This window comes from Nocardia sp. NPDC049149, from assembly GCF_043197455.1.
In the GTDB taxonomy this organism is placed as follows: domain Bacteria; phylum Actinomycetota; class Actinomycetes; order Mycobacteriales; family Mycobacteriaceae; genus Nocardia.
The window spans coordinates 35155-57745 of sequence record NZ_JBICTD010000014.1 but is presented as its reverse complement, the minus strand read 5'-3'; the positions used below and the strand labels follow the sequence as shown (position 1 = coordinate 57745).

The 22591-nt window shown below is 67.3% G+C and carries 26 protein-coding genes; 10 read left to right on the top strand and 16 right to left on the bottom strand.

The annotated features are described in order from the left end of the window. The first annotated feature begins 4 nt into the window (after positions 1-4). Positions 5-502, top strand: a complete 498-nt coding sequence (locus ACGFNJ_RS39225; RefSeq protein ID WP_393460715.1) for a hypothetical protein — start codon at positions 5-7, stop codon at positions 500-502. 696 nt (positions 503-1198) lie between these two features. Here ACGFNJ_RS39225 and ACGFNJ_RS39220 read toward each other — a convergent pair. Continuing rightward, entirely contained in the window at positions 1199-1987 is a 789-nt protein-coding gene (locus tag ACGFNJ_RS39220) for a glutamate racemase (RefSeq protein WP_393460712.1), read from the bottom strand. A gap of 112 nt (positions 1988-2099) precedes the next feature. On the opposite strand from ACGFNJ_RS39220, the gene ACGFNJ_RS39215 reads away from it, so the two are divergent. The 3 genes from ACGFNJ_RS39215 (at position 2100) to ACGFNJ_RS39205 (ending at position 4216) form a co-directional block, all read left to right on the top strand. Continuing rightward, entirely contained in the window at positions 2100-2765 is a 666-nt protein-coding gene (locus ACGFNJ_RS39215; RefSeq protein ID WP_393460709.1) for a class I SAM-dependent methyltransferase, read from the top strand. A gap of 414 nt (positions 2766-3179) precedes the next feature. Next, positions 3180-3422, top strand: coding sequence for a hypothetical protein (locus tag ACGFNJ_RS39210; RefSeq protein ID WP_393460706.1), 243 nt, complete (start codon positions 3180-3182; stop codon positions 3420-3422). A gap of 149 nt (positions 3423-3571) precedes the next feature. After that, a complete protein-coding gene (locus tag ACGFNJ_RS39205; protein ID WP_393460703.1) occupies positions 3572-4216 on the top strand; it encodes a histone deacetylase in 645 nt (214 codons plus the stop codon). 1374 nt (positions 4217-5590) lie between these two features. Here the strand turns inward: ACGFNJ_RS39205 and ACGFNJ_RS39200 are convergent. Next, complete coding sequence (locus tag ACGFNJ_RS39200) at positions 5591-8218, bottom strand: MFS transporter (protein WP_393460700.1); 2628 nt, start codon at positions 8216-8218, stop codon at positions 5591-5593. Positions 8219-8677: 459 nt separating this feature from the next. Here ACGFNJ_RS39200 and ACGFNJ_RS39195 point away from each other — a divergent pair, with 459 nt between their 5' ends. From ACGFNJ_RS39195 to ACGFNJ_RS39185, 3 genes are read left to right on the top strand one after another with little or no spacing between them, the layout of a single operon-like run. After that, on the top strand, positions 8678-9934 hold the full coding sequence (locus ACGFNJ_RS39195) for a PP2C family protein-serine/threonine phosphatase (protein ID WP_393460697.1): 1257 nt from the start codon (positions 8678-8680) through the stop codon (positions 9932-9934). After that, the gene (locus ACGFNJ_RS39190; RefSeq protein ID WP_393460694.1) at positions 9931-11580 is read left to right on the top strand and encodes a CHASE3 domain-containing protein; all 1650 of its coding nucleotides are present in this window, start codon (positions 9931-9933) and stop codon (positions 11578-11580) included. Before ACGFNJ_RS39195 ends, ACGFNJ_RS39190 begins: the two co-directional genes overlap by 4 nt. After that, the gene (locus ACGFNJ_RS39185; RefSeq protein WP_393460691.1) at positions 11577-12020 is read left to right on the top strand and encodes a response regulator; all 444 of its coding nucleotides are present in this window, start codon (positions 11577-11579) and stop codon (positions 12018-12020) included. Before ACGFNJ_RS39190 ends, ACGFNJ_RS39185 begins: the two co-directional genes overlap by 4 nt. Before the next feature lies 1 nt (position 12021). Here the strand turns inward: ACGFNJ_RS39185 and ACGFNJ_RS39180 are convergent, their stop codons facing one another. The 10 genes from ACGFNJ_RS39180 to ACGFNJ_RS39135 all read right to left on the bottom strand — a co-directional run bounded on the left by ACGFNJ_RS39180 (position 12022) and on the right by ACGFNJ_RS39135 (position 16667). Further along, complete coding sequence (locus ACGFNJ_RS39180; protein ID WP_393460688.1) at positions 12022-12390, bottom strand: STAS domain-containing protein; 369 nt, start codon at positions 12388-12390, stop codon at positions 12022-12024. 253 nt (positions 12391-12643) lie between these two features. Beyond that, positions 12644-13219, bottom strand: coding sequence for an alkaline shock response membrane anchor protein AmaP (locus ACGFNJ_RS39175; RefSeq protein ID WP_393460685.1), 576 nt, complete (start codon positions 13217-13219; stop codon positions 12644-12646). Next, a complete protein-coding gene (locus ACGFNJ_RS39170; protein WP_393460682.1) occupies positions 13216-13755 on the bottom strand; it encodes a DUF6286 domain-containing protein in 540 nt (179 codons plus the stop codon). The genes ACGFNJ_RS39175 and ACGFNJ_RS39170 overlap by 4 nt, the downstream gene beginning before the upstream one ends. Continuing rightward, entirely contained in the window at positions 13752-14072 is a 321-nt protein-coding gene (locus tag ACGFNJ_RS39165; RefSeq protein WP_393460679.1) for an Asp23/Gls24 family envelope stress response protein, read from the bottom strand. The genes ACGFNJ_RS39170 and ACGFNJ_RS39165 overlap by 4 nt, the downstream gene beginning before the upstream one ends. Beyond that, positions 14069-14257: a hypothetical protein gene (locus ACGFNJ_RS39160; RefSeq protein ID WP_393460676.1), complete on the bottom strand. Its 189-nt coding sequence runs from the start codon at positions 14255-14257 to the stop codon at positions 14069-14071. Before ACGFNJ_RS39160 ends, ACGFNJ_RS39165 begins: the two co-directional genes overlap by 4 nt. Beyond that, positions 14258-14737, bottom strand: coding sequence for an Asp23/Gls24 family envelope stress response protein (locus ACGFNJ_RS39155; protein ID WP_393460673.1), 480 nt, complete (start codon positions 14735-14737; stop codon positions 14258-14260). A 91-nt stretch (positions 14738-14828) separates the two neighbouring features. Further along, the gene (locus tag ACGFNJ_RS39150) at positions 14829-15143 is read right to left on the bottom strand and encodes a hypothetical protein (protein WP_393460670.1); all 315 of its coding nucleotides are present in this window, start codon (positions 15141-15143) and stop codon (positions 14829-14831) included. Continuing rightward, positions 15140-15517, bottom strand: a complete 378-nt coding sequence (locus ACGFNJ_RS39145) for an Asp23/Gls24 family envelope stress response protein (protein WP_393460667.1) — start codon at positions 15515-15517, stop codon at positions 15140-15142. The genes ACGFNJ_RS39150 and ACGFNJ_RS39145 overlap by 4 nt, the downstream gene beginning before the upstream one ends. Further along, complete coding sequence (locus ACGFNJ_RS39140) at positions 15514-16110, bottom strand: Asp23/Gls24 family envelope stress response protein (protein WP_393460664.1); 597 nt, start codon at positions 16108-16110, stop codon at positions 15514-15516. The genes ACGFNJ_RS39145 and ACGFNJ_RS39140 overlap by 4 nt, the downstream gene beginning before the upstream one ends. Beyond that, complete coding sequence (locus tag ACGFNJ_RS39135) at positions 16101-16667, bottom strand: RNA polymerase sigma factor (protein WP_393460661.1); 567 nt, start codon at positions 16665-16667, stop codon at positions 16101-16103. Before ACGFNJ_RS39135 ends, ACGFNJ_RS39140 begins: the two co-directional genes overlap by 10 nt. Before the next feature lie 168 nt (positions 16668-16835). Between ACGFNJ_RS39135 and ACGFNJ_RS39130 the strand changes: the two genes are divergently transcribed. Together ACGFNJ_RS39130 and ACGFNJ_RS39125 are read left to right on the top strand one after the other, a co-directional pair. After that, entirely contained in the window at positions 16836-17042 is a 207-nt protein-coding gene (locus ACGFNJ_RS39130) for a CsbD family protein (protein ID WP_393460658.1), read from the top strand. A gap of 63 nt (positions 17043-17105) precedes the next feature. Next, positions 17106-17297 (top strand): hypothetical protein, encoded by a 192-nt coding sequence (locus ACGFNJ_RS39125; RefSeq protein WP_393460655.1) that lies wholly within the window; start codon positions 17106-17108, stop codon positions 17295-17297. A 121-nt stretch (positions 17298-17418) separates the two neighbouring features. Here ACGFNJ_RS39125 and ACGFNJ_RS39120 read toward each other — a convergent pair whose 3' ends face one another. After that, positions 17419-18240, bottom strand: coding sequence for a hypothetical protein (locus ACGFNJ_RS39120; protein ID WP_393460652.1), 822 nt, complete (start codon positions 18238-18240; stop codon positions 17419-17421). A gap of 302 nt (positions 18241-18542) precedes the next feature. Here ACGFNJ_RS39120 and ACGFNJ_RS39115 point away from each other — a divergent pair, with 302 nt between their 5' ends. Next, entirely contained in the window at positions 18543-19295 is a 753-nt protein-coding gene (locus ACGFNJ_RS39115) for an IclR family transcriptional regulator (RefSeq protein WP_393460649.1), read from the top strand. A 132-nt stretch (positions 19296-19427) separates the two neighbouring features. Here the strand turns inward: ACGFNJ_RS39115 and ACGFNJ_RS39110 are convergent, their stop codons facing one another. From ACGFNJ_RS39110 to ACGFNJ_RS39100, 3 genes are all read right to left on the bottom strand, one after another. Next, positions 19428-20519: an amidohydrolase family protein gene (locus ACGFNJ_RS39110; protein WP_393460646.1), complete on the bottom strand. Its 1092-nt coding sequence runs from the start codon at positions 20517-20519 to the stop codon at positions 19428-19430. A 66-nt stretch (positions 20520-20585) separates the two neighbouring features. Then, positions 20586-21722, bottom strand: coding sequence for an ABC transporter ATP-binding protein (locus tag ACGFNJ_RS39105; protein WP_393460643.1), 1137 nt, complete (start codon positions 21720-21722; stop codon positions 20586-20588). Between the two features lie 10 nt (positions 21723-21732). Further along, positions 21733-22527 carry a carbohydrate ABC transporter permease gene (locus ACGFNJ_RS39100; RefSeq protein ID WP_393461112.1) on the bottom strand — a complete coding sequence of 265 codons (795 nt, stop codon included), beginning with the start codon at positions 22525-22527 and terminating at the stop codon, positions 21733-21735. Positions 22528-22591 lie beyond the last annotated feature (64 nt).

Here is a 22591-nt window from a genome sequence, read left to right as displayed (position 1 = left end):
CCGGATGTCGCACATCGTCCTGGACTGGCCGATCTTCCTCAGCCAGCTGTTCGGCTTCGCAGTACTCGTCTGCGCCCTCACCAGATGGGTGACACCGCGAGTCGGCGCAGCAATGCGCAAGACGCAGCACAACATTCGAAAGGAGCTCGAAGAAAGCGAACGCGCAGCCACCCAGGTGGTCGCGGCCGAGGAAGCCCACGAAGCGGCCCTGGCCCAGGCTGGACTGGCGGCGGCCCAGTTCGCGGAAGACGCACACGCCGCCGCGACCGGAATTCGCACCGACGCGGCCGCAGCAGCCGAAGAGCTGGCCGCCCGCACAAAGCGACACGGCCTCGAGCGCATCGTCCGCGCACGCCGCGAGGCAGTCGACGAACTACGAGCAGGATTGCACGTCGCAGTCCTGGAACGAACCGAATACACAGTGCGCCAACGCCTCAACTCCACCCATGCCAAGTCCCAAGGCGTCGACCGCTTCCTCGACGAACTGGAGGTAATGGCGTGAAGCGAGTCGCAGGCCGATAAAGCAGACCCCGCAGGCCCGGTCATCGCCCGGGCCTGACGGTCACCGCACCTGGACACTGCCGGGGCTGACCATCGCCTGGGCTGGCCCTCACGCCAGCCGAGCCGCCACCCGGGCTGACCGCCACCCGAGCCGACCACACGGCCTGATTATCGCCTGGCCTGGCCACCAACAGGCCTGGCCACCAATCGGTCTGGCCACAACGCAACCTGGCCGTCACCCGACCTGATCCTCACCCGGCTGACCATCACCCGGGCTGATCGCCGACCCGCTGCCCTCGCTCGGGCTGATTCCCGCCCAGCTAGCCGTCGCCGGGTCTGGCCATCACCTGACCTGCCATCGCCCGGCCCGCCGATCACCCGGCCCGCCGATCACCCGGCCCGCCGATCACCCGGCCCACCGATCACCCGGCCCACCGATCACCCGGCCCACCGATCACCCGGCCCACCGATCACCCGGCCCACCGATCACCCGGCCCACCGATCACCTGGCCTGCCACGGCCGGGCCTACCACCGTCTGGCCTGCCGTCACCCAGCCAGGCCCACAGCCGGGATGATCGTCGCCCGAGGCTCGCTCAGGCTGATCCTTGCCCGGCTGACTACATCTGGAGTGGTCATCACCCGGCCTGGCGGGAGTCGCCCGGCCGGGTGGGATCGTGACCTCAATAGCGTTATGGGTCAAGGGATTACGACGGATTCCAGTTCCAGATCGATTTCGAGGCGGGCGAGCATGGAACGGAATTCGGTTGCTGGGTAGCGGTCGTTTTCGGTGACCAAACCGAGGACGGTGCCGGTGCCCGGGGTTGAGAGCGGACGGATTTGGTCTACCACTCCTTCGATGGGGTCGAACAATTGGAGTTCGGGTCGTGCGCGTTCGATGTAGTCGCGCAACCAGGGCAGGTGGGTGCTGGAGAGAGTCACTGCGTTGATCTCGGGGTGGGTCTCGAGCAGCGTGTCGAGGAAGTCGCCGATCACCTGCGCGGTGTGCTCTCGGCGGAACAGGAAATCACCGCTCTCCACCAGTTCCACCAGGGCCGACGCGTTCACCGCGTGCACCCGGCCGAGCTCCGAACCTGCCTCTTGCCGCAGGAATTCGGTCAGCTCCGCGCTCTCGACCAGCGAGCGGACCCCGAGCACCGCGACCTCGCGCGCCACCGCCAACGCTGCCTGCACCGGCGGGCGCACTCCGAAGATCGGCACCGGGCTGCGCAGGTCGTCCAGGATGGTCACCGACGGCGCGTTGGACGCCAACAGGATCGCGCTCGGCTCGTATCCGGCGAGAAAGCGCACCGCACGACCGACCACGGCCAACAGCTCTGCCCGGTCCTTCGCGCCGTAGGGGAAGCTCGCGCGATCGGCCAGGTACACGATGTCGCGGTCGGGCAGTCTCCGATGCAGCAGTTCCACCGCCGAGTAGCTGCCGAGCCCGGCATCGAACACCGCGATCGGGCGACGTACTGAAGTCATGCCGAGGATCATGCCTGGTGCGCTCAGGCGCCAGTATTCGGGCGTGCTCCCCCACAGCGACGTTCCTGACACCGACTGTCCGAACCCGGGGTGCGGCTGACAGACTCGCCGAGTGACCGATTCTCGTGATGCGGACGCGAAGCGACTGTCCGCCGATTCGCTGGCGCAGGGTGATCCGACCGGGTGGTTCGAGCGACTGTATGCGGCGGCCGCCGACGGCGGCGCGGTGGTGCCGTGGGATATCCCCGAACCGAACGCGCTGCTGGTCGACTGGCTCGAGCGGCACGAACGCGCCGACGGTGGAATGCGAGCGCTGGTGGTCGGGTGCGGTTTGGGGCGCGATGCCGAGCACCTGGCGACCCTCGGATTCGAAACGACCGCCTTCGATGTGTCCGAGACCGCGATACGAACTGCGCGAGAACGTTTCCCGACATCCAACGTGGACTACGTGGTCGCCGATCTACTCGCTCCACCCACCGAGTGGGACGGCACCTTCGACCTGGTCGTCGAGTCGATCACAGTGCAGTCTCTCCCAGTCTCGCTGCGCGCCGAGGCAACCGCCCACGTCGCACAAATGGTCGCACCCGGCGGCGACCTACTGGTGATCGCAGGTATCCGCGCAGACGGCGAGGAGGTCGACGGTCCACCGTGGCCACTGACCCGCACCGAGATCGACGCATTCGCAAACAACGGCCTGCACTCAGTGCGAGTCGAGCAGGTGGCGCCAGCAGGCGCGCCCGACTCGGTCCGCTGGCGAGCGGTGTTCCAGCGAAGCTGACAGTGCCGCTGCGCGCCTGGCGTCGGCGGACGATGTTCCCGCGAAGCTGATTGACGCGTTCACAAACAACGACCTCCGCTCAGCGCAGATCGAGCAGGTGCCACCAACGAGCGCGCCCGACTCGGTCCGCTAGCGAGCGGTGTTCCAGCGAAGCTGATCGACGCGTTCATAGACAACGGCCGCCACTCGGTGCAGGTCGAGCAGATGACGCCGGCGAGCGCGCCCGACTCGGTCCGCTGGCAAGCGGTGTTCCAGCGAAGCTGACAGTGCCGCTGCGCGCCTGGTGTCGGAGTCGGCACGCGGCGATGTCGGCGGCACACTCGCGACGTTGTCGGCGCACGCCCGGCGCTATCGGGCACGCGGGCGGTATTGCCGGCACACGCCCGGCGTTATCGGCACACGCTCGGTGTTCCAGTGAAGCCGATCGACGCGTTCCGACTCGGTCCGCTGGCGGGCGGTTTTCCAGCGAAGCTGACGGTGCCGCTGCGCGCCCGGTGTCGGCGGGCGGTGTTCAGCGAAGCTGACGGTGCCGCTGCGCGCCAAGCATCGGCGGACGATGTTCCCGCGAAGCTGATTGACGCGTTCGCAAACAACGACCTCCGCTCAGCGCAGATCGAGCAGGTGCCACCAACGAGCGCGCCCGACTCGGTCCGCTAGCGGGCGGTGTTCCAGCGGAACTGACTGTGTCGCTGCGCGCCCGGTGTCGGCGACAGCACGCGGGCGGCGGCGTCGGCACGCGGGCGGCGTTTCCAGTGAACTGACAGGTGTCGCGGCGCGCCTGGTGTGGTGGCGGCACGATGGTGGGTATGACCGAGAACGGCGAAGACCGCCGCGGCGCGGATCTGGTCTGGTATGCGGCGTACGGGTCGAATATGCATGCGAGCAGGCTGAGGTGTTATCTCACGGGCGGCACGCCGGAGGGTGGCGCGCGATCGGTGCCCGGTTGCCGCGATCGGGCCGAGCCTGCGCGTTCGATGCCGATGATGCTGCCTGGCATCCTGTATTTCGCGACCGAATCGCTGGTGTGGACCGGTGGGCGGGCGTTCTACGATCCGGACGGGCCTGGCGAGACCGCGGCACGCGCCTACCTGCTCACCGTCGCACAGTTTTCCGATATCGCAGCCCAGGAGATGTATCGGGAGCCGGGCGTTGATCTCGATCTGACCGAGGTGATCGCCTGCGGGCGCGTCCCGCTCGGCCCTGGCCGTTACGAAACCCTCTCGTGCGCAGGTTCTTTCGACGGCTACCCGATCCTCACCTGCACCGCACCGTGGAAACACGGCGACCTCCCCGGAAACGCGCCCTCCCCCATCTACTTACGCCACTTGGCCGCCGGACTGATGGAGTCACACGGCTGGTCCATCGACACCACAGCCACCTACCTGGCCACCCGCCCAGGAGCCGAGCTCGGCTGGACCCCGGAAACCGTAGCCGCACTCATCTTCCCGTAACCCGAACCTGCTCTCAGCCAAGCACTTCGGCTACGACCCCCAACACACCGAAATCCGCACCTCTTCCCTGGATCCGCGCTGACTCCGAGGCCCCGCACAGAGCATCGAACAGGCCGAAACCACCGCCACGTCCCACTCGGTGAGATGCGCCCGCACGAGTGGTACATGGTGGAGGCGACACGCCGTAAACGCCTCCACCATGTACCACTCGTGAACCGCTATCCGCGCGAACGGGACATGGCTGCACCAACTCTCGCGCTGGAACCACTTTGAGGTGGTGAGCCTCGCATTGGCGTGAGAGAAGTGGTTGCTGGGCCCGTCGGCGTGAGAGATGTGGTCGCTGGGCCCGTCGGCGTGAGAGAACTGGTCGCTGGGCCCGTCGGCGTGAGAGAACTGGTCGCTGAGCCTGTCGGCGTGAGAGAAGTGGTTGCTGAGCCGCCTTGAGCGGTAGTCGAATGGTTGCCGAGCTTTATTGGCGTGAGAGATGTGGTTGCTGAACCTGATTGGCGTGAGTGAAGGGGTTGCGACGCGTGTCGCGACACGCGCCTTTTCTCTCAGGTCAACGCTTCAAGATCGCTGTGATGTTCGCTGAGCCGGACCAGTGTCCGATGACCGGGGCGGTTGCTGCCCGTGTTGACGGGAGTGGAGTGGTTGTTGACCCGTTGACGGGAGTGAAATGGTTGCTGACCGTCGTTGGCGGGAGTCCTATGGTTGCCGTGCGCCTGAAAACGGCCACCATAGGACTCCCGTCAACCTCCCTCGAGATCACTTCCCCGAAAAGATCTTTGGACCGGACCACAGCCAAGTAACCCGGCTGGGACGAGAGAACGCGTGAGCGACTGCGGAAGGTCAGCCGGGTACGGCACACGACGCCACCACGCTATCCAGTGCAAACCCCGGGACCGTCCCGCTCGCCAGGAAACCGTTCAACCCGCGGATAAACCACCACCCCAAACGCAACACGCCCTACAAAACCCGCACCAACCCCCAAAGCCGCGCCCCTCCAAAGCCGCGCCCGTCCGAGACCGCGCCCCTCCAAAGCCGCGCCCGTCCGAGACCGCGCCCCTCCAAAGCCGCGCCCCTCCAAAGCCGCGCCCGTCCGAGACCGCGCCCGTCCGAGATCGCGCCCGTCCGAGACCGCACCCGCCCAAGACCGCACCCCACGGGCCGGGTTAGATTGCAGCCGTGCCGCTTTGGGCTCGGCGAAGGCAAAGCTCCTTCGGGTCTACGGTCTCCTGACGAGTACGGCAGCCAAGGGTTTGCACCGGATTAGCGTGGTGGCGTCGTCTGCCGTACCCGGCTGACCTCCGCAGTCGATCACGCGTTCTCTCGCCCAGCCGGGTCACTTGGCTGTGCTCCCGTTTCAAGAGTCTTTCAAAGTGAATCGTTGGGCTGGTAGCCGAGTTTCACGTCGTGATTGACCTCGCCGCCTGCGACGGTGACCTGGCTGGTGGCCGGCGGATAGCCGCGGGCGACGACCGTGTATCGGCCTTCAGGAAGGTCGGTGACAACGTAGTGGCCGTTGTCGTCCGTCCGCGCTGACGCCGTCAGGTCGCCGGTCGCGTCCAGGACGCTGATCTGAGCGTCGGGGACCGCGCGTCCGCCGTCGGCCAGCGCCCACCCTGCGAGCACCGCCATCGGCGCCAATTCGATGTCCTGGCGCAATAATCCGCTGTCGGGGACGGTGAGGGTGATCGCACCGGGACGCATGTGCTCGGCCACCGCCACCAGGGTGTAGGTGCCGGAGACGATGCCGTGGCAGGTGTACGCGCCGTCGGCGACCGCGGTCGCGGTGCCGACCACATCGCCATCCGAATCGGTCAGCGTGATCCTCGCACCGGGCAGCGGCGTGCCGCGCACGGACGACCGAACCACACCGGACAACTCACCGGAACCCAACAGCGCCACATCTATTCGGTGCGTCTGCTGTCCAACGGTGACCGTGATGGCTGCCGGTTGGTGGCCCGTCGCCGAGACGATCAGGACATAGCTGCCGGTCTCCGGCACGCGAATGACGTAGCCGCCGTCGGCATCTCCGCCAGACCGTGACACCTGATGCCCGCGCTGGTCGATCAATGTGAGCGCCGCGCCAGGCACCGGATGCCCGTCCTCGCGACGGATGTACCCGCCGATCGAGCGGTCCTCGAGTTCAGCCAAGGCGTCGGGTTCGGCGAAGGTGTCGGGGTCGGCAAAGGCGTCCGTATCGAGCACGGCTACCGCGGAACCGGCTTCCGCCGTAGCGAATTGATACGAACCGTTGCCATGATGCTCGGCCATCCCCTGCCTACTACCCGCGCCGACCAATTCCGGTTCCGGCTCGGAAATCACCTGCGCGGCACCCTCCCAGATCTGGTCCTCGTCCCAGCCCGACTCGGCAGGCGCCTCGTCCGTGGGCGCCGCCGCCTGCGGAACATCCTGCAGCGGAATCTCTTTCATGAACATCAGCACCACACCCGCCAGCACCGCAATCCCGGCGGCGACATAGAACACCCACGCCATCGAGTCGGTGAAACCGGTCAGGATCGGTATCTTCAGCTCCTCGGGCATAGCGGCGACACCGCTCGTATTGCTCTGCATGGCACTGAGCTGCGCCGCATCGAACCCGGCAGGCAACTGCCCGCCGAACGCATCGATGATCTTGCGCGGCAACAGGTTGAACAGGATCGTCAGGAACACCGCGACCCCGAGCGTGCCACCCATCTGCCGGAAGAACGTCGCCGACGCGGTCGACACACCCATGTCCGAGCGTGGACCCGCGTTCTGCGCCGCGATGATCAGCGTCTGCATGCAGCCACCGAGGCCGAGCCCGATGACGCCGCCGTACACCAGCGGCTGCCACAGCGGGCTGTCGTACTGCACCTGCGCGTGCAGCGCCGAGCCTGCCGCGATGATGAACGAGCCTGCCACCGGCAGGATCTTGTAGCGCCCTGTCCATTTGGTGATCCGACCGGCGAGCTGCGAGCCGATCGTGATGCCGACGACGAGCGGCAGCATCAGCAAGCCCGCTTTCGTCGGCGAGAACCCGCGAACCACCTGGAGGTACTGCGGCACCATGGTGATCGCACCGAACATGGCGACACCGATGATGAAGCCGCCGAGAATGGTGACGCTGAACGTCGAACTCTTGAACAGCCGCAACGGAATCAGCGCCGCGTCCTTCATCAGGAATTCGACGAGCAGGAACAACAGCAACCCGCCCGCGCCGATCCCGTAGCAGAGCAGCGACCGATCGGAGCTCCATCCCCAATGCCTGCCCTGCTCGGCAACGATCAGCAACGGCACAACGCAGAGGGTCATGGTTGCCGCGCCGAACCAGTCGATGCGATGGCGTTGCCGCTGGTGCGGCACATTGAGCACCTTGCCGACGACGAGCACCGCGAGCGCCCCGACCGGCACGTTCACCAGGAACACCCACCGCCACCCGTCGATGCCGCCGAGGGTGTCGTAGTCGGAGAAGAATCCGCCGAGCACCGGGCCGAGCACGGTCGCCCCGCCGAAGACCACCATGAAATAGCCCTGGTAGCGCACCCGTTCCCTGGCAGGCACGATGTCGCCGATGATGGTGAACGCCAACGACATCAGTCCACCCGCACCGAGCCCCTGGAACGCGCGGAAACCGGCGAGCTGATACATCGACGTGGCGAACGTGCATGCCACCGAGCCGACGAGGAAGAGCCCGATCGCGATCAGGTAGAACGGCTTTCGCCCGTAGATGTCGGCGAGCTTGCCGTACAGCGGCGTGGTGATGGTCGCGGTGATCAGGTAGGCCGTTGTGGCCCACGCCTGTTCGTCGAATCCGTGCAGGCTGTTGGCGATCCGCACGATCGCGACGCTGACGATGTTCTGGTCGAGGGCGGCCAGGAACATGCCGAGCATCAGCCCGGACAGGATGGTCAGAATCTGCCGGTGCGACAGGGTGGCGGCAGCCTGCGGGGTGGGTGGTCGCAGTGCCTCGCCCGCATCCACGCCCGGCACCGCTGCCTGGGTGGTCGAATTCGTCATGTGCGCCTTATTTCTGGTCGGCTAGCTCTTGTGGAGTTGTCTCGAAGCGGTGTGCACCCCTTCGGCGGTGGCCGCCGGCACCGATGCGGCCGTCGATCGGATCGGCCCGGCGCTCGGCCCGGCCATGTGCCACAAGCGAACTGCTGTCTACTGCTGGTCGATATCTCAGCGTGCAACAGTGCGGCGAGCCTACCGCTGCACCGTAGGCGGTCAGTCCCGAGGCATAACGACGCCGGCCGGACCCACCCACAGACTTAATTGACCCGCGCAACTAGTTGCTGAAGCAAAATATACAGAGCTGGTACGACATTCCCGTGCGCGGGCTGGTGAGGAAGGCGACACCGGTATGGCATCGTGAGACCGACAGATGTCAGGGTGCTCTCCGGAATTCTGGGTATTCCGCGTAAGTCGTGCGTCGCGACAACGAGTAGCTAACGCGGACGAAAGGAGACCGGGTCGATGCTTTCCGGGCAGAGTTGGCCTGCGGGCCTGCTTGGCGGTGGCGCCCATCCGCGCACCAACGCGGTATGGAACTGGCAGGAACTATCGGTCCTGCTCGTCGAGGACGACCAGGCCGACGCGCTGCTCGTCGAGGAACTGATCGCCGACGGCGCCCCCGGTCTGCCGATGCGCTGGGTCCGTTCCGCCGCCGAGGCACGCGAACGACTGGCAACCGGCCTGCCCGACTGTGTGCTGCTCGACCTGCACCTGCCCGACGCGCAAGGCTTGGAGGCGCTCGCACGAGTCCAGGAATACACCGATCAGGTCGCGGTGGTCGTGCTCACCGGCCTCGACCAGGAGCAGACCGGGCTGGCCGCCGTGGCAGCTGGCGCCCAGGACTATCTGGTGAAGGGCCGGGTCGAGCCCGAGTTGTTCGGCCGCGCACTGCGTTACGCGATCCAGCGTAAGCAGGCAGAGCGGGCTGCCGCTGCGCTGCGCGCGAGTCAGATGCGCGCCCAGGAGAACGCCCGCCTCGAACGCGGTCTGCTGCCCACTCCGCTGATGCGCGGTGAGCGCGCCGTCGACATCGTGGCGCGCTACCGCCCAGGCCGCACCAATGCCCTGCTCGGCGGTGACTTCTACGACGTGGTGCAACAGGCCGACGGCACCGTGCACGCATTGATCGGCGACGTCTCTGGCCACGGACCGGACGAGGCCGCGACCGGCGTCGCCTTGCGTCTGGCCTGGCGCACGCTGGTGCTCAGCGACATCTCCGGGGTCCGGCAACTATCGCTGCTGGAAGAGGTGCTGCTCGCCGAACGCAGCGGCAACCAGACCTTCGCCACCCTCACCAGCATGACCTTGCACCCCGACGACCGTCGGGTACTGGTCACCAGGGCCGGGCATCCCGGCATGCTGCTGCGCACCGGTACCAGCGTGGAGTGGGTCGAGGTGCCCGGCGGTCCCGCGCTCGGCTTCTTTCCCGGCCGCGCCGAATGGTCCGCCCACAAGATGACGCTCCCGCTCGACTCCGGGCTGATGCTGTTCACCGACGGCCTGTTCGAAGGGCACACCGCCGAAGGGCCCGACCGTCTCGGCGAAGAGGGCCTGCTCGAGCTGGCCCGCACGATCACGACCCCCACACCGGCGCTGTTCGTCGACGAATTGATCCAGCGCGCCGAGGAACTCGCCGAGGCGCACGGCGGGCTGGCCGACGATGTCGCGGTCATGTATCTGCAGTGGCATCACCGGAACCCCAACCAGGACAACCGATGACGACGTTGCCTCGACGACAGTCCGTGGCCGGTCGGCTGACCGTACAGGGTTGGTTCCTGCTGGTGCTCGCCCTCATGGTGATCCTGGTGCTCGTCGGCGCCCTGCTCGGCGCACACCAGCTCAGCAAGACCAACAGCGTCGCCGACCGGTTGACCGACCGCCTCCAGCCTGCCGTCGCCGAAACCTTCCGGCTGCAAAGCGCGCTGCTCAGCCAGGAGACCGGCATCCGCGGCTACGCGATCAGCGCCGATTCCCAGTTCCTCGCACCGTATTTCGACGGGCAGCAGGACGAGGCGAAGTCCGTGGCCGCGATCCGCGCGCTGCTCGCCGATCGCCCGCCGCTGATCGCCGAGCTGGACGCGGTGGAGCGGGCGGCCGCCGAGTGGCGCAACGGCTATGCCGAGCCGCTGATCGCCGCGGTCTCGGCGCGCGGGACCACCGCCGTCGACGCGGCGGCCGCCGAGCGCGGCAAGACGACCTTCGACCGGCTGCGCACCCTGTTCACCACCCAGAACACCGAACTCGCCGACACGGTCGCCCGGGACCGAGCCGAGCTGAACGATGTTCGCGCGGTGCGCGATTGGGTGCTCGGCAGCATGGTCGCCGCCTTCCTGCTCGCCGCAGTCGCGCTGACCATCCTGGTGCGCAAGCTGGTGGCGCGCCCGCTCGACTACCTGGAGGCCGCCTCCAAGCAGGTGGCCGACGGCGATTTCGACCATCACATCACCGCGCGCGGCCCGACCGATCTGGCCACCGTGGCCGAGGCGGTAGAGGCCATGCGCCGCCGCGTCGTCGCCGAACTGGCGTCCTCCCGAGTCCAGGAGGCGGCACTCGAACAGCAGGCGGCAGAACTGGACGCCCAGACCGTCGAACTGCGCCGCTCCAACGCCGAGCTGGAGCAGTTCGCCTACGTGGCCTCGCACGACCTGCAGGAACCGCTGCGCAAGATCGCCGCGTTCTGCCAGCTGCTGGAGAAGCGCTACGGCGACCAATTGGACGAGCGCGCAGGCCAATACATCGCCTACGCGGTGGACGGCGCCAAGCGCATGCAGGTCCTCATCAACGATCTGCTCACCTTCTCCCGGGTCGGCAGGGTCATCGACGGCAACGTGCCGATCGGCCTCGACCAGACGCTGGACAAGGCGATGGCCAACCTCGCGGCCGCCGCCGAGGACACCGATCTGCGGCTCGAACGTCCCGACACGTTGCCGGAGATCACCGGCGACCCGACGCTGCTGACCATGCTGTGGCAGAACCTGATCGGCAATGCGATCAAGTTCCGTGCCCCCGATCGGGCGCCGATCGTCCGGCTGGACTGCACACCGGACGGCGACACCGGCGGCTGGCGATTCTCGGTGTCCGACAACGGCATCGGCATCGCGCCGGAGTTCGCGGAGAAGGTGTTCGTGATCTTCCAGCGACTGCACAGCCGCGAGGAGTACAGCGGAACCGGGATCGGGCTCGCGCTCTGCAAGAAGATCGTCGAACATCACGGCGGCAAGATCTGGCTTGACACCGAGTACACCGGTGGCACCCGCTTCGTCTTCACTCTCAACGCGCCCGTGGACGATTCACCCGCGGAATCGGACGAGCCGGTCCGCGCATCTCAGCAAAACGAACCACCATCACAAGGAGATCCGGCGTGAGTAATTCTGGTCAGCCCATCGACATCCTGCTCGTGGAGGACGACCCCGGCGACGAGTTGATGACCAGAGAGGCGTTCGAGGACAACAAGATCGGCAACACTTTGCATGTCGCCCACGACGGGCAGGAGGCGCTCGATTTCCTGTACCGGCACGGCGAGCACGCGGACGCGCCGCGGCCGGATCTGATCCTGCTCGACCTGAACCTGCCGAAATACGATGGCCGTCAAGTGCTGGAGAAGATCAAGGCCGATGCGGACCTCGCCCACATTCCCGTAGTCGTGCTCACCACCTCGGCGGCCGAGGAGGACATCCTGCGCAGCTACAAGCTGCATGCCAACGCGTACGTGACCAAGCCGGTCGACCTGGACCAATTCGTCGCCGCCATCAAGCACATCGACGACTTCTTCGTCCAGGTCGTGCGGCTACCTCGGCAGCACTGAATCAGGCAGGCCTGCGCGGCTCCTCGACCGCGAGCGCGTCTGCCAGGCTGTTGAATACGGTGAGCAACTTGTCCAAGCCGGTCACCTCGATCGGCCGCCGCACCGGCGGCGACGCCACCACGCGCAGGCTGCCCGCTGGCACCGACTCCGCGGCGACGAGCAGCACGCTCAGACCGGCGGAGCCGAAGAACTCCACTTGGGACAGGTCGACCACCAGGATCTCCGGCCGATCCTCTGCTGCTTGCGCCACCGCGGCCTGGAACTGCGGGGCCGATGCCATGTCGATCTCGCCGGTGATGGACAGGATGCGGGTGGCGTCCACCGAGCGCACCTCGGCCTCCAACGCCCTTGCCTTCCCCTCCGCGCTCATCGGGCACCCGCCCGAACGCCGATGCCATTCACTGCCAACTCAGGGCTCGGCCGAACCGAGCCCGCTCCACCAAACAGGTTGCCTGGCATCGCCACTTCGCTACCTCCGACGCGTCGACTTCGCCGCACATCCGAGCATTGTCTGCTCGAATCCGGCCACGTTGCTCGAGCCGGCGCGGAGATTCTCCATCGCGACAAACTACCGTAGGCCGCCGACCATTGCCGCGTCCGCCTCCACGCGCGGCGGGTCCGGCTCAGCGCACCCGGGCCGGTCGACGATCCTCGGCGAAATCGAGTTCGAGGGTCACCGGAATGGCATCGACCGCCAAAGCCTCGCGTAGGCGGGGCACGGCGTGGCCGAGGATGCGCCGACGCAGGTCGGCGATGTCGGCGCTCGGTTCGGCGGTGACAACCAGGTGTAGCTCGGGCGCGGTGCGTTCGCCCGACAACCAGGCGGCCGCGGAGCGCACGCCGGGATAGCTCTCGATATCGGCGGCCACCGGTGCGGCGGCGGTGGACGACGCCAACACCGTTGTCCCCGCGGGTTCGCTGCCGCCGGTGCGCCAGGTGCGCGATTTCGGCATCCGGTACACCTGTGCCAGCAGCCAGCGCAGGCACAGCACACCGATCAGCACGGCGGCCGCGACCGCGACCACCAGCACCCAGGTCGGCGGCGCCGCGGTGCCGGGAACCAGGGTGTCGCCTGCGTGGACCCACCGCAGTCGGCCGTAGTGCGCGGCAACGGCAAGCCCGCCTGCTGCGAGCAGCAGCAGTCCGGTCAGACCGAGCACGGTCCGGTTCAGTCCAGCGGGACGGTTGACGCGACTCATGAGGCCTGTCCTGTCTTCGGGCCGTGCAACTTCGCGCGCACATGGCGGACGGGCTGCGGGCCGATCTCCTGCACGCGACGGGTCAGCGTGTCGCAGATCGCCTCGGGCATGCCATCAGCAACGGTTCGATCGGTGCGCGCCGACACCTTGACCGCATTGCGCCGCAGCCGGATTCGAGCCGATCCGACACCGTCCACCGAGCGCGCGGTGCTGTGCAGCGCCGTGCGAAGGCCGCCACGGGTGACCCCTGCGGTCAACCCGTCTTCGGCGGTGAGCGGCAGCACGGCGGGCCTGCCCGGCCACAGCGCGAGGCCGAGCAACGCGAAACCGAGCACCATCGCGGCGATCCCGACAACGAGCACCGGTACCTCGTTCCAGGTCATGCCGTGTAGGTCGGTCGCGACGGTGTCGTAGGCGAGGAACTCGTGTGCCCCGACCAAACGCTGGATCAGCGACACCGCCACCGCGACACACAGCGCCAGGACAAGCACCGCGACCACGATCGCCGGAATCACCCGGCGCGGCCTGCGTTTCATCGAATCCTCCTGCCCGCAACGGTTTCCGCGGTCAGCTCGGTCACCACGATGTCGATCGCGGTGACCGCGAGCCCGGTCAGCTCGCCGGTGCGGCGGACCAGATGCGCGCGACACGCGTTGGCCACCCGATCGACCGGCGACGGATAGGTGATCGGCAGCCGAACCTCCAGTGCCGCACGGTCCCCGAACATCTGGGCGTCGACGCGCACGTCGGCACCGACGCCCGCCACCTCACGGGCCGCCTGCGCCACGATCCGCCGGACCGCGCGCGGCGCGACCGTGGTGGCGCCGGGACAGTCGACCGCGACGGCGGTCATCGCCTGCCCCTGCGCTGCGCCGACTGCAGCAGTCCGGCCAGGTCGAGCTCACCGTCGAGCCATCGGCCGACCACCAAGCCGAGGATCGCGAACAGCAGCACGATGGTGAACGCGCCGAATCCACCGAAGGCGCCCGCGAATCCCAGGGCAATGCCGATCGCGAGGCAGATCGCAGTGGAGTTCATCTACTGCACCCGACTGCTCGGCGCCGGTTCGTCGTCGTCGCCGGGGATGTAGACGTCATTGATGTTGATGTTCACCTCGACCACCACCAGACCGGTCATCTGCTCGATCGCGGTGAGCACGTTGCGGCGCACCGCACGTGCCAATTCGGCGATGGCGACGCCGTATTCGACGACCAGTTCCAGGTCGACGGCCGCCTGTGTCTCGCCGACCTCGACCGAAACCCCCTGGCCGATACTGGCCGACGCGCCGGGAATGCGATCCCGGATAGCGCCGAACGCCCTGGCCGCGCCGCCGCCGAGATCGTGCACGCCACGCACCTCGCGGGCCGCGAGCCCGGCCACCTTCTGCACGACGATATCGGCGATCGTGGTGGTGCCCTGATCACTGGCCAGCTTGCTGTCCTTGTCGACCGCCGCGGTCCCGTTCTTCGGCTGGGTTTTGGTGTCGGTCGTCTTCTCCGTGGTGGTCGTCGCGTTCATCGGCTTCCTCCTGGTTTCCCTTGGGGTACAGCGGATATCTGATGGATAGACACCCGGTCGTGGCAGATCGGCACGGACCGGACGGTGTGAGTCAGGTAACCTCCTCGCCACCGAAGGCGATGGCGTCGAGTTCGACGACCACCAGTCGCAGGCGGGCGTCGGCCCATTCGGTCCCGGCCAACGCGGCACGGACGGCGGCCGTTGCCTTTTCGACCAGCGGCGCCAACGGCAGCGCCGCGGCGGCGACCCGCACCTCGACCAGACCTGATCGCAGGTCGACCGCGAATCCTCGTGCGTCCCACGGAAACCAGGACGCGCTCTCCACACCGAGTGAGGTGGCGGGGCGGATACCGTCGATAGCGTCCAGCGCGCCGAGAATCGCGGCGGTGACGTCGACAGCACTCACCGCCGCTCCGGCTCGATATCGAGAATGGACACCGACACCTCATCGACCTGCTGCCCGGTCTGCTCGAAAACCACCCGCGAAACCTCCTGTTGCACTGCATGACCGACCACCGCCGCCGCGCGGGCGGCCGAAATCACCACATCCACCTGCACACTCAGCTCGCCCGCTGCGTTCTTTCGCACCCGGACGCCCTCCGATGCGGCCGGATCCGCGTTGGTCAGGCGCTGCTTGCCGACCCGCACGAGCGTCGAGACCAGCCCGCGCACACCGGGTTCCAGCCGCACCACCCCCGGCGTCGCGCGCGCCGCCTGTGCGGCCACCGCGGCGATGACCGGGGCCTCGATCACCACCTCGGAGATGGCCTCGGTTGTCATCGGCCGGCGTCCTCCTCGGTGTCGTAAACATCGGCGACTACCAGGTCGAGCGTCGCCAGCTCCAGTCCGGTCTGCGCGTCGAGTGCGGCCATGACCCGTTCCCGCACGATCGGCAGCGCTGCACCGATCGTGGTGTGCCCGAATCCGATCGCGACCGACATCTCGACCTCGACCCGGTTCTCCCCGTCCATGCCCATGCCGACGCTGCGTACTCGGCAGTGCCTGGCGCGGACGCCGGGCACCGAATCCGCGGCATAGCGCAGCACCGCGGCGATGGCCTGTTCGCTGACCTCGACGGTGCCAGGCGCGGCGGTCGGCAGTCGCAAGGTCCGGCCGCGCCTGGCCTCGGCGCGGACCGCGGACATGATCCGGCTGGTCAGATCGAGCGGCGCCGGATCCGGTTCGTCGATCAGCTCCTTGGTCGCATCGCGCAGGGCGAGCAGGCTGCCTCTGGCGGAACGGCAGTGCGGGCAGGTCTTCTCGTGTTCGTCGCCCAGGCCCGCCTCGACGGCGTCGAGCCGATCCCAGACCTGTTCGATTTCGCGGCCGCAGGGCAGCCGGTAGTCCTCTTCGGTCGTGCCGTTCACCGCCATGGATTCATCACCTCGGACAAATGAGCTCGTGCTCGGGCAATGCGGCCGCGCACCGCTGTCGTGTTCACCTCGACGATGTCGCCGATCTCCTCGTAGGACAGCCCGTGCACTTCGCGCAGCAGCCAGCAGGCGCGTTGTTCGGGCGTGAGCAGCTGCAGCGCCGCGGTCAGCGCGGCCAATTGCGTGCTCACCTGCACTGCTTGCTCGGGCTGGGTGTCCGAGCGTCGCGATTCGGTGATCTCGGGATCTACCTCGACCGTCGGGCGGCGGCCCCGGATCACGTTCAAACAGCGATTGGTCGTCATGCGATACAGCCAGCCGACAAAGGCGGCGTCATCGTTGAGCTGAGGTAGTCGGCGCCACGCACCGAGGAACACCTCCTGGACCACATCCTCGGCATCCGCGCGGTCGGCGAGCATCTTGACCGCGAGCCGAAACATCCTCGCCTGATAGCGCAGCACTAGCTGTTCGTAGGCCCTCATGTCGCCGTCACGCGCCCTGCTCACCAGGGTCGCATCGTCCGGCGCGGTCTCGGCAACCGCTTCTTGTGTGGTCACAGCACCTCCTCCACCGCTCATCTGGATAGACACCGGGGATCGGAAACCGTCACGTTCAGTATGACGTGACCGTTGTCTCAGCGGTTGCTGCGTGCCCTTTCCTCGGCCGCCGTGTCCTTACAACGTGTGCATCCGACCCGGATGTGCCACGACATAACGGAGGTTTCGATGTCTCTGCGCGACAAGATCGGCAACAAGGTCGACGAGTTCTCCGGCAAAGCCAAGGAGGCCGCGGGCGCCGCGACCGGTGACGACGAGCTGCGCGCCGAAGGCAAGGCCGATCAGGCCGAAGCTGGGATCAAGGGCGCCGTCACCGAGGTCAAGGACGCCATCGGTGACGCGGTGGACAAGGCGAAGAGCGCGCTGGGCAAGTAGCCCGCTCGTGCGGCGTGCGGGTCTCGATGACCGCACGCCGCCCTGCGCGAAGGAGGTACGGCAATGACGAATCACCAACCGACCAAAATCGCCGGTGTCGAACACGGCACCGCATGGCTGGCCGCCGCCACCTGTCTGGCATTGATCGTCGGGGTCGCGGCGCTTACCGCGTCCGTCGCCGCGACGTCCGTCGCGGCCGTCAGCATCGTGGCCGGGCTCGCACTCGTTCTGACAATCCTGCCGCGCCAGGCTTGAGGGACCCACAGCTGCGGTGGCGGTGTCGACCCCATTGCCGAGGGCACCTGCCTGCTCGGCCGTGACGAGAACACGGTGCCGGCAACGGATCACGTCACCGGCACCGCAGCGTTTCGCACGTCTACTTCCGCTGGTCTTCCAGCGCGTCGTCGATCGCCGCGAGCGCGTCGACGGGGGTGCGGTTCTTGCCGTGCTCGTCCTTGCCGAGCTGCGGCCAGCCTTCGCCCTCCGGCCCGCGCAGCTGGATCCAGATATCGCGGGTCTTGTCCAGCAGCTCGCGCTGCTCGAACTCGTTCAGTGCGGACATGAATTCCTCCTCTATTCCGACGCCGCACGCCGCGGCGAAATCCTGGGGCGACATGGCGTAGGCGATGTTCATGTCGCAGTCGCCGAACGGTGGGCAGCCCTCGGGCAGGCCGCCGCCGTAGCCCTGGCCGTCGGTGTACTGGTGCGCGAGCTGACCGGGCAGGTTCGGGTTGCGGCCGTATCCGGCCCCGACCATGCGCAGTCCGTCCGGGCGTTCTGGCCACATGTCGAAGAAATCGCCCTGGTTCGCATAGCCGATCACGCGACGGCGGTCACCGAGCCAGTCGGTTAGCTGCCAGTACGCTCCGTTGATGCCGTCGGACTGGTTGCCCCGCGGATTCCCCCCGGACTCGAGGTCGATCATGGTGATCATGCGCCGGTGTGGGCCGCCGGCCCGTTCCACCATCTCGCGATGCACGGCGACGGTCTCCAACCAGTTCGGCCGCCAGTAGAAGTAGACGATGAAACATGCCAACCGGCCGGAATCCACAGCCTGGCATGCCCATGCGTAATTGGCGGCGAAGTTCGGATCGCGAAAGTCACCATCGTTGGAGCGGAAACTCAGGATTCCGAACGGATAGGAATCGTCTACCGGCACCTGAAAATATGACACGTCCGCGAAAAGACTGTCGACCATCTGATCTCCCTCGATTTCGTTTGCCCGAAATTTCCCCCGAGTCGTTTCCGTCGCGCCGAACTGCACACCGCACGCCCATGAGACGTCGATGAAACGCGGGTGAAGGGCGGGGGATGAAGACTCTTCGATGTACAGGAACTCCCCTCGCCAATTCGGCGCGACGGACCCATGTTGTCGCTGGTCCACCGCTCGGAGGAAGGTGTCGGTCGAATGAGCGAACCGGGCGTTCCATTTGTTGGACCACGAGCGATAAACAACGCACGTGCTCGGTTCGTTGCGTTATCTGCATGGGAGGACAGAGAGTGAGCGAAGCGACGATGGAGAAGGCGTCGGCCATGGGGGGCCGTGGTGTGCTCGAAGGGGCGTTCGCCCTATTGGAAGTACTCGCGCACGGTGATGAGAAGGGACTGACCGAGCTGGCGTCGGACGCCGGACTACCGAAAGCAACCGCATATCGGCTGCTCAATCAGTTGGTCGTCGAGGGGGCGGTGCAACGGCGGAGCGGGCGGTATCAGATCGGTCCCCGGGTCTATCGACTCGGCCAGACCTGGCAGCCTGCCCGACTGCTGCGGGCAGCGTCGGCACGACCGCTCGGCCAACTGACGGCGGCCTCGGATCGAGGCGGGTTCAGCCTGTCGGTCACCGACCGGGGAAACACGATGCTCATCGGCGGGATCGGGCGCGAGATCGATGAGATCTTTCCGCTGCGCGCCGGGGTGCTGCTGCCCTCGGGCACTGCGGCCGAGCAGGTGCTCGCGATCGGCTACCCGACGACGATCGCGCCTGAGGGGTTTTCGTTGCGCGAGTGGAATCGTCAGGTCACCCTGGTGCGCGAACGCGGGCTTGCCTTCGACACCGACATGAGTCGCTTCGGGTTGGCGTGCGTCGCGGCGCCGGTGCGTGGGCCCTCCGGTGAGGTGGTCGCCGCGCTGGCGGGGACGCTGAGCGAGATGCAACGCATCCCGGCGTTGGCGGAAGCGGTGTTGCGTGCGGCCGGCGTGGTGAGCGCGAATCTCACCAGGCTCTTGCGCTCACACGGAGCCATGTCGCTCTGAAGAGCACCCCGAACGGCGCCTGAGTAGCGGACTACTCAGGCGCCGTTCGCGTTTCCGCGTACTTGGTGCGTACGGGCATACGCGGTGGAGACGCGTGAAATCTGACATGACACACGTCTGCGAGGTCACGTGTTATCGACCTGCCGGGGTGATCGATGTGCCCGCGCACCAGACGGCGGTGATGCGGCGGGTGGCGCGGATGTCGGCGAGCGGATTGCCGTCCAGGAGGACGAGATCGGCGCGCTTGCCCGGCGCGATGACGCCGCGGTCGGTGAGGCCGAAATGCTCGGCGGGCAGGATGGTCGCGGCGCGTAGTGCCTCCGCCGGGGGTAGGCCCGCGGTGACGAGCAGCTCCAGTTCGCGATGCAGGGAGGCACCGTATTGCGGCTGAAACGGTACGCCCGGTGTGCTGTTGGCGTCGGTGCCCGCGAGGATCGGGACACCGCGACTGTGCAGCGACGCGACGGTGGCCAGGCAGTCGGCGAACCCGAGGCGGCCCAAAGCCGTTGCGATGCCTTGCATCATGACCAGGGTGGGGATGGCGACGCGGCCCTCGGCGGCCATCCGGCGGACATGCTCAGCCGGGAGTTGCCCGTCTCCCGGCACGTGCGTGACGAAGTCGACGCCGACATCCAACGCGAGCGCGTACGCGCCCAAAGATGCGGCGTGCGCGACGATTCGGCGGTTCATGGCGTGCGCGGCCGCCACCACCGCCTTGGCGGTCGCCTCGTCGGGGCCGCCGTCGCCTGGCGCCTCGAGCACGAGCTTGAGATAGTCCGAGCCCGCCGCGACGCGCTCGGCGACCATCGCCTCGGCCTCCTCGGGGCCGCGGATGACGGCGGCCTCGGCTAAGCCGGGCATCTTGGCGTGCATGCCGCCAGCGCCGATGATCGGCGGGCCCGCGCTGCGAATGTCGGTGGCGCCCTGGCGGTTACGCAGTTCGGTGAGTTGTCCCGCAGGCCAGGTGGCCATGTCCAGCGCGGTGGTCACGCCGTGCGCGGCGAACGCGTCGAGCGACTCCGGACCGGACAGGTGCACGTGGGCGTCGATGAGACCTGGCAGCAGGACCGCACCGCGCGCGTCGACCGGTTCGGCGCCGCCTGGATCGGTGCCGAGCACGGCGCCGTCGATCACCACCGTCGTCGGCTGGGTCAGGCCGTAGCCGTCGAAGACGCGAACATTGTGCAGGGCGGTTTTACCGGCCGCTGGGGAGTCGACAGTCACGCAAAGCCTCCGGTGCGGTAGTCATGCCGAAGCGGGGCGGTTCGTCCCGCCAGAGCACGGTATCGCCTAATCGGCGATTCGGGCACCGGTCACCGGGTGGAACAAGTGGACTGTGCCTGGATTCGTGACCTCCAAGTTGATCGACTCGGCCAGTTTGGCCGGTGCCCGCATCCCCGACCGCGCGACGAAGGTGAATGCTTCGCCGTCAAGGCCGGTGACCTGGGTGCCGGGAGTCCTGGCGTAGACATAGGACTCGCTGCCGAGCTCCTCGATCAGTTCGACGGTGACGGTGAAACCGGCGCCGTCGCGGCGCTCCGAGACGGGAGCCAGTGGGCGCAGTGCGAGTTGCTCGGGGCGGATGCCGACGGTCACGGTGTCCAGGCCCGCATCGGCCAGCGCGGTGATCCGGTCCCGCGGCAGTTCGACTGTGCTGCCGCCGATCTCGACGCCGCCCGCGACGATCGGGACCGTGAGCAGGTTCATCGACGGCGAGCCGATGAAGCCCGCGACGAACGCGGTGGCAGGCCGGTCGTAGAGCTCGGCGGGCGTGCTGAACTGCTGCAGCCTGCCGTCGCGCAGCACTGCGACGCGATCGCCCATGGTCATCGCCTCGACCTGATCGTGGGTGACGTACACCGTGGTGGTGCCGAGCCTGCGCTGCAGTGCGGCGATCTGGGTGCGGGTCTGCACCCGCAGCTTCGCGTCGAGGTTGCTCAGCGGCTCGTCCATGCAGAACACGCGCGGCTCCCGCACGATCGCGCGGCCCATCGCGACCCGTTGCCGTTGGCCGCCCGACAGTTTCGCGGGTTTACGGTCGAGAAACGGCGTGAGACCGAGCAGCTCCGCGGTCTCGGCCACCCGCTGCTTGCGTTCGGCCAGCGGCACTTTGAGCATCTTGAGGGCGAAACCCATGTTCTCGCCGACGGTCTTGTTCGGATAGAGCGCATAGTTCTGGAAGACCATGGCGATGTCGCGATCCTTGGACGGCACACCGACCATGTCCGCGCCGTCGATGCGGATCGTTCCGGCATCGATCTCCTCCAGGCCGGCGAGCATGCGCAGCGCCGTCGACTTCCCCGAGCCGGAAGGCCCGACCAGGACGATGAATTCGCCGTCGGCGATGTCCAGGTCGAGCGAGTCGACCGCGAGGGTGTCCGCGCCGGGATATACGCAGGACGCCGAGTCGTAACGAATGGTGGCCATGGATCTTTCCTTACTTGATGGCGCCGAACGAGAGACCGCGCACCAGCTTGTTCTGCGCGATCCACCCGGCAAGGACAACAGGCAGCGCGGCGAGCACCGCTGCCGCGGACAACCGGGCCCAGTACAGGCCCTCCCCCGTGATGAAGCCGACCAGGAACACCGGAATCGTCTGTGCCTGAACGGCGGTCAGGTTGACCGCGAAAAAGAATTCGTTCCACGAGAAGATGACACAGATCAACGCGGTCGCGGCGATGCCTGGCGAGACGAGCGGCAGGATCACCTCGCGCACCGCGGTCCACAGACCAGCCCCGTCCATGCTCGCGGCCTCGAGCAGTTCACTCGGCACTTCGAGGAAGAACGAGCGCATCATCCAGACCGCGATCGGGAGGTTCATCGCGGTGTAGAGGATGACGAGCGCCCAAATGTTGTCCAGCAGACCGATATCGCCGACGATCACGTACAGCGGGACGATCGCCGCGACCACCGGCAGCATCTTGGTGCCGATGAAGAAGAACAGCGCGTCCTGGGTGCGGCGCACCGGGCGCAGCGAGAGCGCGAACGCGGCGGGCAGGCCGAGCAGCAGCACCAGAATCGTCGACATCGCGGTGGCGAAGGTGGAATTCAGCAGGGTGGTGCCGATGCCGCTGTCCAGGACCGCCGAGAACTGGTCGAGGGTCGGGGTGAAGATCAGCTTCGGCGGGTCGGTGTAGGCGTCGCCCTCCTGTTTGAACGCCGTCAGCACCATCCACAGCACCGGGAAGAAGAAGCCGATGCCGACCAGCCAGGCCAGCGCACTCCAGACCATGCCGGTCCGGTTGCGTCGCTTGCGCACCGGAACACCGTCCGCCACAGTGGGTTTCCCGACGAGG

What these genes read in the sequence shown, in the direction of transcription:
- ACGFNJ_RS39225 (WP_393460715.1), top strand. Translation starts at nt 5, where the DNA reads ATGTCGCACATCGTCCTGGACTGGCCGATCTTCCTCAGCCAGCTGTTC.
- ACGFNJ_RS39220 (WP_393460712.1), bottom strand. Translation starts at nt 1,987, where the DNA reads ATGACTTCAGTACGTCGCCCGATCGCGGTGTTCGATGCCGGGCTCGGC.
- ACGFNJ_RS39205 (WP_393460703.1), top strand. Translation starts at nt 3,572, where the DNA reads ATGACCGAGAACGGCGAAGACCGCCGCGGCGCGGATCTGGTCTGGTAT.
- ACGFNJ_RS39200 (WP_393460700.1), bottom strand. Translation starts at nt 8,218, where the DNA reads ATGACGAATTCGACCACCCAGGCAGCGGTGCCGGGCGTGGATGCGGGC.
- ACGFNJ_RS39195 (WP_393460697.1), top strand. Translation starts at nt 8,678, where the DNA reads ATGCTTTCCGGGCAGAGTTGGCCTGCGGGCCTGCTTGGCGGTGGCGCC.
- ACGFNJ_RS39190 (WP_393460694.1), top strand. Translation starts at nt 9,931, where the DNA reads ATGACGACGTTGCCTCGACGACAGTCCGTGGCCGGTCGGCTGACCGTA.
- ACGFNJ_RS39180 (WP_393460688.1), bottom strand. Translation starts at nt 12,390, where the DNA reads ATGAGCGCGGAGGGGAAGGCAAGGGCGTTGGAGGCCGAGGTGCGCTCG.
- ACGFNJ_RS39175 (WP_393460685.1), bottom strand. Translation starts at nt 13,219, where the DNA reads ATGAGTCGCGTCAACCGTCCCGCTGGACTGAACCGGACCGTGCTCGGT.
- ACGFNJ_RS39170 (WP_393460682.1), bottom strand. Translation starts at nt 13,755, where the DNA reads ATGAAACGCAGGCCGCGCCGGGTGATTCCGGCGATCGTGGTCGCGGTG.
- ACGFNJ_RS39165 (WP_393460679.1), bottom strand. Translation starts at nt 14,072, where the DNA reads ATGACCGCCGTCGCGGTCGACTGTCCCGGCGCCACCACGGTCGCGCCG.
- ACGFNJ_RS39160 (WP_393460676.1), bottom strand. Translation starts at nt 14,257, where the DNA reads ATGAACTCCACTGCGATCTGCCTCGCGATCGGCATTGCCCTGGGATTC.
- ACGFNJ_RS39155 (WP_393460673.1), bottom strand. Translation starts at nt 14,737, where the DNA reads ATGAACGCGACGACCACCACGGAGAAGACGACCGACACCAAAACCCAG.
- ACGFNJ_RS39145 (WP_393460667.1), bottom strand. Translation starts at nt 15,517, where the DNA reads ATGACAACCGAGGCCATCTCCGAGGTGGTGATCGAGGCCCCGGTCATC.
- ACGFNJ_RS39140 (WP_393460664.1), bottom strand. Translation starts at nt 16,110, where the DNA reads ATGGCGGTGAACGGCACGACCGAAGAGGACTACCGGCTGCCCTGCGGC.
- ACGFNJ_RS39130 (WP_393460658.1), top strand. Translation starts at nt 16,836, where the DNA reads ATGTCTCTGCGCGACAAGATCGGCAACAAGGTCGACGAGTTCTCCGGC.
- ACGFNJ_RS39125 (WP_393460655.1), top strand. Translation starts at nt 17,106, where the DNA reads ATGACGAATCACCAACCGACCAAAATCGCCGGTGTCGAACACGGCACC.
- ACGFNJ_RS39120 (WP_393460652.1), bottom strand. Translation starts at nt 18,240, where the DNA reads ATGGTCGACAGTCTTTTCGCGGACGTGTCATATTTTCAGGTGCCGGTA.
- ACGFNJ_RS39105 (WP_393460643.1), bottom strand. Translation starts at nt 21,722, where the DNA reads ATGGCCACCATTCGTTACGACTCGGCGTCCTGCGTATATCCCGGCGCG.
- ACGFNJ_RS39100 (WP_393461112.1), bottom strand. Translation starts at nt 22,527, where the DNA reads ATGGTCTGGAGTGCGCTGGCCTGGCTGGTCGGCATCGGCTTCTTCTTC.